Source organism: Mycobacterium sp., assembly GCF_046095365.1.
In the GTDB taxonomy this organism is placed as follows: domain Bacteria; phylum Actinomycetota; class Actinomycetes; order Mycobacteriales; family Mycobacteriaceae; genus Mycobacterium.
This window is the reverse complement of sequence record NZ_JBJTJF010000082.1, coordinates 1-12,371: the sequence shown is the minus strand read 5'-3', so window position 1 is coordinate 12,371 and position 12,371 is coordinate 1. Positions and strand designations below refer to the sequence as shown.

The window sequence follows — 12,371 nt, the reverse complement described above, 5'->3', positions numbered from 1 at the left end:
GGATTCCTTCAACGTGCCGCCGCGACGTGCCCGGCGGCCGCCCCGGCGGCGGTGAAGCCCTGTTCGAGGTCGGCCAGGATGTCGTCGATGCCCTCCAGTCCGACCGCCAGGCGCACCAGTCCGGGGGTGACACCGGTGGACAACTGCTCCTCGGCGGAGAGTTGCTGGTGGGTGGTGGACGCCGGGTGGATCACCAGCGAGCGCACGTCTCCGATGTTGGCCACGTGGCTGTGCAGTTCCAGCGCGTCGACGAAGGCCCTGCCGGCCTCGGCTCCGCCGGACAACTCGAAGGACAGCACGGCACCGGTTCCCCTGGGAGCCAGTGCCTTGCCGCGTTCGTACCACGGCGAGCCGGGCAGGCCGGCGTAATTCACGCCGACCACGTCGTCACGGCCCTGGAGATACTCGGCCACCTTCTGCGCGTTTGACACATGCCGCTCGATCCGCAGGCTCAGCGTCTCCAGCCCCTGGGCGATCAGGAAGGCGTTGAACGGCGCCGGCGCCGAACCGAGGTCGCGCAGCAGCTGAACCCGGGCCTTGAGGGCGAACGCCGGCGCGCCGAGGTCGGCGAACACCACGCCGTGGTAGCTCGGGTCGGGGGTGGTGAAGCCGGGAAAGCGGCCGGACGTCCAGTCGAAGTTGCCGGAGTCGACGATCACCCCGGCGATGGCGGTGCCGTGGCCGCCCAGGTACTTGGTCGCCGAGTGCACGACGATGTCCGCGCCCTGGGCGATCGGCTGGATCAGGTACGGCGTGGCGATGGTGTTGTCGACGATCAGCGGGACCCCGTTGGCGTGGGCCACTCCGGACACCCCGGGGGTGTCGAGGATGTCGATCTTCGGGTTGGAGATCGTCTCGCCGAAGAACGCTTTGGTGTTGGGCCGCACCGCCGCCTGCCAGGCGTCCAGATCGTCGGGGTCGGAGACGAAGGTCGTTTCGATGCCCAGCTTGGGCAGCGTGTAGTGGAACAGGTTGTAGGTGCCGCCGTACAGCCGCGGGCTGGAGACGATGTGGTCCCCGGCCCCGGCGACGTTGAGGATCGCGAAGGTCTCCGCGGCCTGGCCGGACGACAGCAGCAGTCCGGCGACCCCGCCCTCGAGGGCGGCGATGCGCTGCTCGACCACGTCGGTGGTCGGATTCATGATCCGGGTGTAGATGTTGCCCGGTTCGGCCAGCCCGAACAGCGCGGCGGCGTGGTCGGTGCTGTCGAAGGTGTAGGACGTGGTCTGGTAGATCGGCAGCGCCCGCGCGTGGGTGTCTCCCGGGGTCTGGCCGGCGTGGATCTGCTTGGTCTCGAACGACCAGTTGTCGCTGGTGGTCATGGGGGTGTGGCTCCTTGGGGGTCGACTGGGCTGGGTTTCACGGAGGGCTCGTCGGGTGCGACGAAACGCGGCGTGGATCAGCGACAGCGACACATATGAGGGCTCCGCATCAGGTTTCCCTGTCTACTCGGGGGGCCCGTCATGGCGGACCCGCGCTTGCCGTGCAGCCGCTCGTCGGCTGCTCAACCTGGTCATCACCCGGGGCACCCCACCGCGGTTGGAGGGTTGCCGGCCAGCAAGCCGGGGCTTGATGCTGGCGCTCATGACCGTCGGAAAGCCTATCGCACAACCGCGCCGGCTGGCCACCCGGTCTTCCGGCGACACGGCCCGTCGCGGACCGGTCAGCCCTTGTAATGTTGGCCCCGCGGGCACGTGCCCGCCGGGTTGAGGAGGACGGGCTACTCACATGGCGAGCGGACACAAGATCAAGGTCAAGGGCACCGTCGTCGAGCTCGACGGCGACGAGATGACCCGCATCATCTGGAAGCTCATCAAGGAAACCCTGATCCTGCCGCACCTGGACGTCAACCTCGAGTACTACGACCTGGGCATGGAGAACCGCGACGCAACCGACGACCAGGTCACGATCGACTCCGCGCAGGCCATCCTCAAGCACGGCGTCGGCGTCAAGTGCGCCACCATCACCCCCGACGAGGCCCGCGTCAAGGAGTTCAACCTCAAGAAGATGTGGCTGTCGCCCAACGGCACCATTCGCAACATCCTCGGCGGCACGATCTTCCGCGCGCCGATCGTCATCTCCAACATTCCCCGCCTGGTGCCGGGCTGGACCAAACCGATCATCATCGGCCGGCACGCGTTCGGCGACCAGTACCGCGCGACCAACTTCAAGGTGGACCGCCCCGGCACCGTCACGCTGACCTTCACCCCCGACGACGGCAGCGAGCCGATGGTGCACGAGGTGGTGCACATCCCCGAAGACGGCGGGGTGGTGATGGGGATGTACAACTTCAAGAAGTCCATCCAGGACTTCGCGCACTCGACGTTCTCCTATGCGCTGCAACAGAACTACCCGGTGTATCTGTCGACCAAGAACACCATCCTCAAGGCCTACGACGGCATGTTCAAAGACGAGTTCCAGCGCATCTTCGACGAGGACTACAAGGCCCAGTTCGACGCCCGCGGGCTGACCTACGAGCACCGGCTCATCGACGACATGGTCGCCTCCTGCCTGAAGTGGGAGGGCGGCTACGTGTGGGCCTGCAAGAACTACGACGGCGACGTCGAGTCCGACATCGTCGCCCAGGGCTACGGCTCGCTGGGCCTGATGACCTCGGTGCTGATGACCCCGGACGGCAAGACCGTGGAAGCCGAGGCGGCGCACGGCACCGTCACCCGGCACTACCGCCAGTATCAGCAGGGCAGGCCCACCTCGACCAACCCGATCGCGTCGATCTTCGCCTGGACGCGGGGTCTGCAGCACCGCGGGAAGCTCGACGGCACCCCCGAGGTCATCGACTTCGCCGAGACCCTCGAGGAGGTCGTCGTCCACACCGTGGAGGGCGGCCAGATGACCAAGGATCTCGCGCTGCTGATCGGTCCGGATCAGCCCTGGGAGACCAGCGAGCAGTTCCTGGCGACCCTGGCCGACAACCTCAAGAGGGCGCTGGCCTAATCGGTGCGGTAGTGCTTGGCCGTGCGGGCCAGGAACTGCTCGAAGTAGGGCAGTGACTCGACCGGCACACTGGCCCGCAGCAGCATCCGCCAACTCTGCTCGAGGCGCTGGGAGACGCTGTCGCCGGTCGCGTCGGACAGCAGATGGCAGCCGTGGACGGTCATCCAGACCTGGTTGCCCAGCTCCAGTGGAGTGACCTCGGGACGGATGTCGGTCTGGTTGATCGCCCCGGCCACCCCCTCGATGAAGCTTCGCGCCTTGCGTTCGAAGGCGATCCGGCCGTCCTCGTTGAGCAGCCCCAGCGACTGGTTGAGGTGGTTGGCGATCCAGACCGACTTGTCCCGCTTCATCAGTTCGCTGAGCGCGAAGGTCATCACGATGACGTTCTCCAGGCCCGGCGCCGGGGACTCGATACAGGCGCCGATGACTTCCCAGGCCTTGGGCCACCCGTCGGCGACGATCGTGGCGGCCAGCGCCTCCTTGGAACCGAAGTGGTAGTAGAAGGCGCCGGTCGTCACATGGGCCGCCGACGTGATGTCGTTCAGCGACGTCGTGCCGTACCCCTTGCCCGCGAAAAGCTCCACGCCCGCGTCGATGATCTTCTGTCGCGTCGCCGCTGATCTGCTCTGGTTCCCCACGACCCGATTTTAACGACTTGGTCAGCCCGCCGGTGATGCCTCCCTCAGTCGGGGGCGGTGCTCGTCGACCCAGGCCGCGATCAGGTCGGCGATCAGCTGCGGCGCCTCGAACATCGGGATGTGCCCGACGTCGGTCAGGGTGGTGATCCGGTCGATGTCGGGCAGGTGGCGCAGAAAGTGCCTGGTGTAGCGCGGATGCGGCAGCACCCGGTCCTTCCCGCAGATCACCAGGTTGGTCGGGGTGGTGGTGCCGGCCAGTTCCATCAGTCCGGGCAGCAGCAGCGCCTTGACCAGCAGCTGGTAATAGGCCCGGCAGTGGGTCACGTCGTCGATGATCTCGAGCAGGTCGGCGTCGCTGAGCCCGGCCGGGGTCGCGCTGACCGGCACGCTCGCCGCCGCCCGGGCGCCCGGCAGTCTGGCCGCGCGCTGCCGCAGAGCCATCGCGGTCAGCCAGACCGGGGCGCCCGCGACGAACTTGGCGACGATCTCGTACTTGACCGGCGACCAGCGGTGCCAGCCGCCGGCCGGGGCGATCGCGGTCAGGGTGCGGGCCCGCCCGCGGCGTTCCAGTTCGAAGGCGACCCATCCGCCGAGGGAGTTGCCGACGATGTGGGCGCTGTCCCAGCCCAGCTCGTCCAGTTGGGTCTCCACGTGGTCGGCCAGGGTGGCGGTGTCCAGGAACCAGGAGCTGGTGTGCGGCCCGCCGTTGTGGCCCGCCATCGTCGGGGCGAAGACCTCCAGTTCACCGGTCCGGGCCAGTGCTGGAGCGACGTCGTGCCAGACGTAGCACGACATCATGAACGGGTGCAGCAGCAGGACGGGTTCCCCCGCGCCGAGGTGGATCGGCGCCCGGCCGGTCATACCCGCACGGTACCGCGGGGGTCACCCAGAGTCACCATGCTCTGGTAATAGGCGATCACCCGCTGTCTTGAAACGTCCAGGGCCGGCCACTGCGGCCAGTCCCAGGTGTCGTTCATGAACGGCTGCATCTGATCGTGGCTGAGCACGGTGAGGTGATTGACGTCGTGCGCGGTGGCCGAACCCTCGATGAGCAGCCGGCCGTTCGCCCGGTCATGCATCCAGCCGCCGTAGTGCGGCTCCATTTTCAGGGTGTCGACGAAAGCCGTCTGGTTCCCGCTGGTCGTCAGATAGTCGGCGAAACCGGTGTGACCGTATCGCCTCACCATCGCCATGACGTCCTCCGCGGAGCCCAGCCTGGCCGTGCGCTCGGCGTCGGCGACGATCTGCGGGGTGTACTTGTCGGCGGCGATCCAGCCGACCTTGGCGCCCTGCATCGCGTAGTACAGCCCGACGCCCTGCAGTTCGCTGTCCCAGGCCTGCGCGTTGTTCGTCAGCTGGTTGGCGAAGGCCCACCTGCCGACGTCCTCCAGCTTCGCCGGTGCGAGGCCGGCGAAGCGCCGCAGATCGTTGTAGGCGACCAGTGCTTCGGTGGTGATCGCCGTCCGGCCGCCTGCCAGGGCGTCCATGCCGGTATGGCTGCTGCCGTGGAACATGCCGAAGGTCATGATGTCGGTGTAGGGGCCGCTGTCGGCGGGCGCCGGCACGGTCCCCCCGCCCCCTGTGGTTCCGGTCGGGGGCGTGGTCGCCGTCGCACGGTCGGCGATGACGCCCATCGCCATCGCGTCGGTCAGGGTGGCTCCCGAGGGGTTGGACAGCACGACGTGGAAGTCCTCGCTGCCCTCGGTCAGGGCATCGCCGTTCACCGCGACCGAGACGATCTTGCGGGTTTCACCCGGTGCAAAGGTCAGTGTGCCGGTGGTGGCCGTGTAGTCGCCGCCGGCCGTCGCCGTGCCGTTGGCGGTGGCGTAGCCGACCGAGACCGTCTGGGTGGCGGGGGCGTTGAGGGTGACGGTGAACGATGCCTGCGATGTGCCGTTCCCGGCGCTGTACTGGATCGGGGCGAGGTAGGTCATCTTGGTCTGGTTGACGGTGGTCCAGTCGTCGGCCAGGATGCCGCCGGTGTCCCCGGAGTTGGGGTTCCAGGACCAGAAGGTCCAGCTGATGTCCTGGTTCGCGGCGGGGATGTCGGTGGTGCCGTTGTTGTCGAGGTCCCCGGAGATGTAGGACGTGATGGCCTCAAACCAGACCGCGTCTTTGGGGTCGGTGAGTTTGGTGCCGAACTCGCCGATGTAGACCGGGGCGATGTTGTTCTCGTAGATGTAGCCCCAGGCCTTCCGGAACACAGCGGGCAGGCCGGCGCCGAAGTCGGCGGTCTGGAACCAGCTCTGGGGGAACACCGAGTTGGGGTAGTCGTGCGGGGAGTAGACCACCCGGTTGGGCACCGACAGCACGATCGGGCGGTCTTTGACGCCCATCAGATTGCCCCCCCACCAGTAGTTCTGGCCCTGGTAGGTCTCGACGCCCTCGACGAAGATCAGCAGGTTCGGGTTGACCGCCAGGGCGGCGTTGCCGGCCCGCTCGGCCGCCCGGGCCCAGTCGGTGGCCCCGCCGCCGCCCCAGGTTCCGTTGTGTGGCTCGTTGTGCAGGTCCACCCCGATCACGGTGGGGTTGTTCTTGTAGCGCCCGGCCAGGGTTGCCCAGTCGGCGACCCAGGCGTCCTCGGTGTAGGTGGTGTCGTACCACAGGCCGTTCTCGGAGGTGCCCGCACCGGCGCCGCTGCGGTGGTGATCGAGGATGACCCGCATGCCCTGCTGTCCGGCGTAGGCGATGATGGCGTCCATCACCTGCAGACCCGAGAGGCCCTGCAGGTCAGGGTTTTTGGCGAAGTCGATGCCGTTGGGTGCGGCGGTGGTGTGCAGCAACTCGCTGGAGTAGGGCAGCCGGATGGTGTTGAATCCCAGCCCGGACATCTGGTTGATCATGTCCTTGTAGCCTCGCGTCCACAGCCCGTGCGGGGCCTGGGTGGTCGACTCCATGCCGAACCAGTTGACCCCTGAGATCGCCACCGTCTTGTTCTGCGAGTCCAGGATCTGGTTTCCCGCGGTGTGCAGGAAGCCCGGGGCCATGCCGCCCGAACCCGGCTCGACGGCCGAGGCATCGGAGATGCTCAGCCCCGGCGTCGGCGTCGGCGTCGGCGTCGGCGTCGGCGGGGCGTCGTCGTTGAGGATGGTCCCGAGTGCGACCGCACGGGTGATGACCACCCCCACCGGGTTGGACAGCGTCACCGTGAAGGTCTCGCCGGGTTCTGCGGCGGTGTCGCCGATGACGCCGACGTGCACCGTCTGGGTGGTCACCCCCGGCGCGAAGGTGAGGGTGCCGGAGGCGCCGGTGTAGTCCACCCCGGCCCTCGCGGTGCCGTCGGCGGTCGCGTAGCCGACACTGACCGGGCCCGTCGGGGCTTTGTCCAGGGTGGCCACGAACATGAAGTGGGCGTGTTCACCGTTGCCTTCCGTCACCGCGAGGTCGGCGATGGACAACGACGGCGGGACCGGCGGGGGTCCCGGTACCGTCACGGCGACCGGCACCAGCACCGATGCCCGCCGCCTGAAGAGCAGCCGTAATCCGCTGTCGCGCAGGGTGACTGTGAAGGAGTCCGATCCGCCGGTGCCCGCCAGATCCGCACCCGCGGTGTAGGTGTAGGTGCCGAGCTTGTCGACGACGACGCTGCCGCGGGCCGGGGCCTTGGCGATCGCGTACTCGATACGGTCACCGTCTGGGTCCACGGCCCCGATCGTCCCGGTGGCCACGGCGGGAGTACTCGACGCGTACTGGACCGGACTCGCGGTCGGCAGGCGGTTGCCGAACGGCCGGCGGGCGGCGCCTGAGCCCCTGGCCGCGACCCTCGGGGTCACCGCAGCCGCCGGTGCGGGGGCGGCGACGGCCGTCAGGGGCACCGTTCTGGCCGCCTCTGCCCCTCGACGTTTCAGCCCCGCCTGTCGCTTGAGCGTCGGGCGTGCCGCTGGGCCGTTGCGGGAAACCCGATGCGGCGACGGCGATTCGGCAGCCGGCGAGCTCGCGGCCGGGGGTGCGGGGGAGGCGGGCGTCGCGGTGTCGGCGGAGTCGTCGGCATGGGCGACGCCGCCACCGGCGACTCCGAGGCCCAGTCCGATCGCAATGGCCGCCGCGCCGCGGATCACTGAATGCACGAGATTGCTCCTGACCCCCGCCATCAGGCGGAACGAGGAATTGGATACGTACGTAGCCAAAAAATAGCATAGAAAATCCCAAAAGCAACATGAGAAAAAGCCGGGGCTATCCTCGTCGGATGCCGCGCACGTCGAGATGGGCCGGGCTGTCGCAGGCCGATCGGCGGGCAGCGCGGCGGGCCATGCTGGTTCGGGCCGCCTACGGGTTGTTCGCCGAGGGTGGCGAGGCTGCGGTCACCCTCAGATCGGTGTGCCGGCGCAGCGACCTGCACGCCCGCTACTTCTCCGAGAGCTTCTCCGGCACCGACGCCCTTCTCGGAGCGGTCTACGACGTCGTGGTCGCCGACTTGACCGAAGCCCTCGCCACAGCGATGGCCGGACTACCCGACGTCCGGGCGCGGCTGGCGGCGGGCATCCGCACCGTGCTCAGCTTCAGTTCCGAGGATCCGGGCCGCGGCAAGATCCTGTTCATCGAGGCGCGAACGAATCCCGTTCTGGCCCAACGCCGTACGGCCACGCAGGAGGAACTGCGCAAATCCGTCCTCCCCGGCGCGGTTCGCGAGCGCACCGCCGACCTCGTCGGGGCGGCGATGTATGCCGGAGCGATGGCGGAACTGGCGCAGCAGTGGCTGCTGGGACAGTTGGGCGCCGATCTGGAGACTGTCGTCGACTCGGCGGTCGGTGTGATCATGCCGGGTCGGCCCCGGCGCTAACCGGTCGGGCAGCCCTCGCGATTGGCGCCCTCGAGAGCCTTCGGCGCGTCCTCGATGGCCTGGGCCAGCACCTCGAACACCCGGGGATCCCAGGTCAGTGCCGTCTTCCAGTCCAGGCCGGCCTGGTTGGAGACGAAGATGCTGTGGGTGTCGTCGAAGGTGTGGCAGCGCCGGTGCGGCAGCACCGGGTCGCTGATGCCCGTGGCCAGCGCGCTCTCCTCGGCGACGATGCCGTCATTCGGCCACACCGCGGGAATCCCCGGTCCGGGCAGGGTGAACTTCTTGCCCGCGATCAGCGTCACCGGGATCTTGTCGAGCACCCCGGACTGGAACTGATTCCACCCGTCCGAACCCATCAGGAACGCCTTGTTGGCCTCCCGGCCCGAGCCTGACATCAGTTGCAGGGTGCGGATCCTGAAGTCCTTCATCGCGCCTTCGCACAGTTTGTCGCCCTTGCAGTCGGTCATGGGGATCAGGTCGTTGGCGTAGTCGGAAAGATAGGTGCCCTGCCAAGGAGATCCGATGGTGGTCAGCGAACGTACCTTGACCGGGCTGTCCGTGCTGGCCAGCACCCGGATCGCGGCCCGCGAGTAAAGCCCGCCCATGGAGTGGCCGACGAAATCGACGTCGGTGACCCCCTTTTCGTTGTGCAGCCAGTTGACGAACCTGGCCAGGTGCTCACCGGCGGTGTCGATGCTCCCGGTCGAGTTGACCGTCATGTTCTCCGGCAACGTCACCGGGCAGACCCCGAACGCCCCGAACCCCTGCTGGTCGACCACCTGGCCGCGCCCGGCCATGGCCGGTGCGGTGTAGACGGTGTATCCCTTGCCGAGCAGGAACTCCCGCAACGCGGTGTCGGTGTTGCCCGCCGCCAGGCCGGTCGCACAGGCCTGATCGCGGGTGGTGAAGGGGCTGGTGGCATTGCCGCCGGAGACCAGCACCACCGCGGCGCCGGCCGGCCGCTTGTCCGACGAACCCGGTCCGCTCGAGCAACCGGCGAGCACCAGTGTCGCCGCTGCCAGCACCGCAAGGAATTTCCGCATGACAGGATTGTCCCACCATGAGCCCGCATTCCCGTGTCGTTTTCTCCGGTGTCCAGCCGACCTCCGATTCCCTGCACCTGGGCAACGCGCTCGGTGCGGTCCAGCAGTGGGTCGGCCTGCAGGACGACTACGATGCCTACTTCTGCGTGGTCGACCTGCACGCCATCACCGTCCCGCAGGACCCGGCCGTGCTGCGCCGGCGCACCCTGGTGACCGCCGCGCAGTACCTCGCGCTGGGAATCGACCCGGCCCGCTCGACCATCTTCGTGCAGAGCCACGTGCCCGCCCATGCCGAATTGGCCTGGGTGCTGGGCTGTTTCACCGGTTTCGGCCAGGCATCGCGGATGACCCAGTTCAAGGACAAGTCGCTCAAGCAGGGCGCGGACGCGGCCACGGTGGGACTGTTCACCTACCCGGTGCTGCAGGCCGCCGACGTTCTGCTCTACGACACCAACCTGGTTCCGGTCGGCGAGGACCAGCGCCAGCACCTGGAACTGGCCCGCGATGTCGCCGGGCGGTTCAACGCCCGTTTCCCGGACACCTTCGTGGTGCCGGAGGTGATGATCGCCGGCCAGACCGCGAAGATCTACGACCTTGCCGAACCCACCGCCAAGATGAGCAAATCGGCGGCCACCGACGCCGGGTTGATCAACCTGCTGGACGATCCCCAGCGTTCGGCCAAGAAGATCCGCTCGGCGGTCACCGACAGCGAGCGCGAGATCCGCTTCGACACCGACGCCAAACCGGGTGTGTCCAACCTGCTGTCCATCCAGTCGGCGGTCACCGGCGTCCCGATCGCCGCCCTGGTCGAGGGCTACGCCGGCCGCGGCTACGGTGACCTCAAGTCGGACACGGCCGAGGCCGTCATGGAGTACGTGACCCCGATTCGGCAGCGGGTCGACGAACTGCTCAGCGACCCGGCGGAGTTGCAGGGCCTGCTGGCCGCGGGCGCCGATCGGGCCCGGGAGATCGCGGGGAAGACCCTGGCCCGGGTCTACGAGCGGCTTGGTTTCCTGCCCGGCTCATGATGGGGACGCTTGACCGGCTGCGTGCCCGCCACCCCTGGCTGGACCACGCGGTCCGTGCCCAGCAGCGCTACGACGGCGCGCGGGGCGACTTCTGTGCGGCCGCGATCACCTACTTCACGATCTTCGCGATGTTCCCGTTGCTCATGGTCGGCTTCGCGGTGGTCGGTTTCATGCTGGCCAGTCGGCCTGAGGTGCTCACCGAGATCGACGCCCGGGTCAAGGCGACGGTCTCCGGGGACTTCGCCCAGCAGATCATCAGCCTGATGGACGCCGCCATCGCATCGCGCACCTCGGTGGGTCTGATCGGTATGGCCACCGCGTTGTGGGCCGGGCTGAGCTGGATGACCCACCTGCGGGGTGCGATGACTCAGATGTGGTCCCCCGACAGCCTGGCCCCGGAGGGCTTCGTGTCCACCAAGATCTCCGACCTGACCGCGCTGGTGTCGACCTTCGTCGCCAGCATGGTCACAGTCGGGCTGACCGCGCTGGCAAGTGGTCCGCTCAACGTCGTCGGGGCGCTGCGGGGAGCCTCGTTGCTGATGTCGGTGCTGGTTGCCTGGTTGATGTTCACCTGGCTGATCGCCAGGCTGCCGCGTCAGCAGTTGCCGTTAAGGCGTTGTGCCAGAGCGGGTTTGCTCGCCGCCGTCGGATTCGAGCTCTTCAAGCAGGTCGCCTCGGTGTACCTGCGGGTGGTGATGCACGGTCCTGCCGGAACCACCTTCGGCCCGGTGTTCGGCCTGATGGTGTTCGCCTACCTCACCGCGCGGCTCGTGCTGTTCGCCACGGCATGGGCCGCCACCGAGGCTCCGGTCAGCGAGCCCCGACCCGCTGATTCAGTGAGCGGGCCGCCAGGATCAGGCTGAACACCACCACGGTTCCGACCACCGCCACGCCGATCCGCACCGGCAGCGCGTCCGCGGTGAGGATCGGCACGCTGACGCTGGGCGTCTCCGGCTTCGGCGGGATCAGTGAGGGATCCGGTTCGATCAACTCGCCGATCTTGGCCTCCGGTCCGGTGGCGAAGCCGTAGTCGAGCAGGTGCGCGGTCTGCTCCCACGGTGCGATCGGCATGCGCGAGCCGCGCAGCAGCACCGCCACCAGCCGGCGTCCGTCGCGGTTGGCCGCTCCGACGAAGGTCTGCCCGGCGTCGTCGGTGAAGCCGGTTTTGCCGCCCAGCGCGCCGGGGTAGTTGTAGAGCAGCTTGTTGTCGTTCTCCAATTCGTAGCCGGGGTGGTCGGCCGCCTCGCCCGGCTTGGCCGGGTGGCCGGGGAAGTTGTAGGTGCGGGTGGCCACGATCCCGGCGAACGTCGGATTGGCGTATGCGTACCGGTAGAACAGGCCCATGTCGTAGGCCGAGGTGCTCATACCCGGCCCGTCGAGCCCGGACGGGGTGGCCACCCGGGTGTCGCGCGCGCCCAGTTTGGCGGCGAGTGTGTTGATCTTGCCCAGCGCGACATCCATCCCGCCCAGCTGCATGGCCAGCGCGTGGGCGGCGTCGTTGCCGGAATGCATCAGCAGGCCGTGCAGCAGGTCGTTGACCGTGTAGCGGCCGCCGGCGTCCACCCCGACCCTGGTTCCCTCGGCGTTGGCGTCCTGCTGGGTGCCCTCGACGATCCTGTTCAGCGGAAGCTCGTTGATGGCGACCATGGCGATCAGCACCTTGATGATGCTGGCCGGGCGGTGCCGGCCGTGCGGGTCGCGGGCGGCGATCACCGTGCCGGAGTCCAGGTCGGCCACCAGCCAGGCTTCGGCCGAGACGTCGCCGGGCAGCGGTGGGGTGCCTGCGGCGACGATCACCCCGCAGCCGCTGAGCGCCTCGCCGCCGGCCGGGGTGGCCGGCACCGGCAGCGGCTGCGGCGGGTCGCCCGCTTTGGGAACCTCCGAGGCGTCCACCGCCGGCGGCGTGGACACCTTGTAGGGACAGCTG

At 68.4% G+C, this 12,371-nt stretch carries 10 protein-coding genes and 1 riboswitch; of the genes, 4 read left to right on the top strand and 6 right to left on the bottom strand.

Annotated elements, in window-relative coordinates; all coding sequences use genetic code 11:
• Positions 1 to 8 precede the first annotated feature (8 nt).
• Positions 9 to 1,322 carry a bifunctional o-acetylhomoserine/o-acetylserine sulfhydrylase gene (locus ACKOQ4_RS07030; protein WP_526290227.1) on the bottom strand — a complete coding sequence of 438 codons (1,314 nt, stop codon included), beginning with the start codon at positions 1,320 to 1,322 and terminating at the stop codon, positions 9 to 11.
• A gap of 147 nt (positions 1,323 to 1,469) precedes the next feature.
• Positions 1,470 to 1,590, bottom strand: a riboswitch (SAM riboswitch).
• 138 nt (positions 1,591 to 1,728) lie between these two features.
• Here ACKOQ4_RS07030 and ACKOQ4_RS07025 point away from each other — a divergent pair.
• The gene (locus ACKOQ4_RS07025; protein WP_526290225.1) at positions 1,729 to 2,955 is read left to right on the top strand and encodes an NADP-dependent isocitrate dehydrogenase; all 1,227 of its coding nucleotides are present in this window, start codon (positions 1,729 to 1,731) and stop codon (positions 2,953 to 2,955) included.
• Here ACKOQ4_RS07025 and ACKOQ4_RS07020 read toward each other — a convergent pair.
• The 3 genes from ACKOQ4_RS07020 to ACKOQ4_RS07010 are packed head-to-tail and all read right to left on the bottom strand — an operon-like array spanning position 2,952 to position 7,660.
• The gene (locus ACKOQ4_RS07020; protein WP_526290223.1) at positions 2,952 to 3,593 is read right to left on the bottom strand and encodes a TetR family transcriptional regulator; all 642 of its coding nucleotides are present in this window, start codon (positions 3,591 to 3,593) and stop codon (positions 2,952 to 2,954) included. The genes ACKOQ4_RS07025 and ACKOQ4_RS07020 overlap by 4 nt on opposite strands.
• Before the next feature lie 21 nt (positions 3,594 to 3,614).
• Positions 3,615 to 4,454 (bottom strand): epoxide hydrolase EphH, encoded by an 840-nt coding sequence (gene ephH, locus ACKOQ4_RS07015; RefSeq protein WP_526290221.1) that lies wholly within the window; start codon positions 4,452 to 4,454, stop codon positions 3,615 to 3,617.
• The gene (locus ACKOQ4_RS07010; protein ID WP_526290219.1) at positions 4,451 to 7,660 is read right to left on the bottom strand and encodes a cellulase family glycosylhydrolase; all 3,210 of its coding nucleotides are present in this window, start codon (positions 7,658 to 7,660) and stop codon (positions 4,451 to 4,453) included. The genes ephH and ACKOQ4_RS07010 overlap by 4 nt, the downstream gene beginning before the upstream one ends.
• Before the next feature lie 119 nt (positions 7,661 to 7,779).
• On the opposite strand from ACKOQ4_RS07010, the gene ACKOQ4_RS07005 reads away from it, so the two are divergent.
• On the top strand, positions 7,780 to 8,373 hold the full coding sequence (locus tag ACKOQ4_RS07005; protein WP_526290217.1) for a TetR/AcrR family transcriptional regulator: 594 nt from the start codon (positions 7,780 to 7,782) through the stop codon (positions 8,371 to 8,373).
• Here ACKOQ4_RS07005 and ACKOQ4_RS07000 read toward each other — a convergent pair.
• On the bottom strand, positions 8,370 to 9,416 hold the full coding sequence (locus ACKOQ4_RS07000) for an alpha/beta hydrolase (RefSeq protein ID WP_526290215.1): 1,047 nt from the start codon (positions 9,414 to 9,416) through the stop codon (positions 8,370 to 8,372). The genes ACKOQ4_RS07005 and ACKOQ4_RS07000 overlap by 4 nt on opposite strands.
• A 17-nt stretch (positions 9,417 to 9,433) precedes the next feature.
• Between ACKOQ4_RS07000 and trpS the strand changes: the two genes are divergently transcribed.
• Positions 9,434 to 10,444, top strand: coding sequence for a tryptophan--tRNA ligase (trpS, locus tag ACKOQ4_RS06995; RefSeq protein WP_526290213.1), 1,011 nt, complete (start codon positions 9,434 to 9,436; stop codon positions 10,442 to 10,444).
• Positions 10,444 to 11,307: an inner membrane protein YhjD gene (gene yhjD, locus ACKOQ4_RS06990; protein ID WP_526290211.1), complete on the top strand. Its 864-nt coding sequence runs from the start codon at positions 10,444 to 10,446 to the stop codon at positions 11,305 to 11,307. Before trpS ends, yhjD begins: the two co-directional genes overlap by 1 nt.
• On the opposite strand, the gene ACKOQ4_RS06985 is transcribed toward yhjD, so the two are convergent.
• A partial coding sequence (locus ACKOQ4_RS06985) for a D-alanyl-D-alanine carboxypeptidase family protein (RefSeq protein ID WP_526290209.1) occupies positions 11,255 to 12,371 on the bottom strand: 1,117 nt, incomplete at its 5' end. The genes yhjD and ACKOQ4_RS06985 overlap by 53 nt on opposite strands.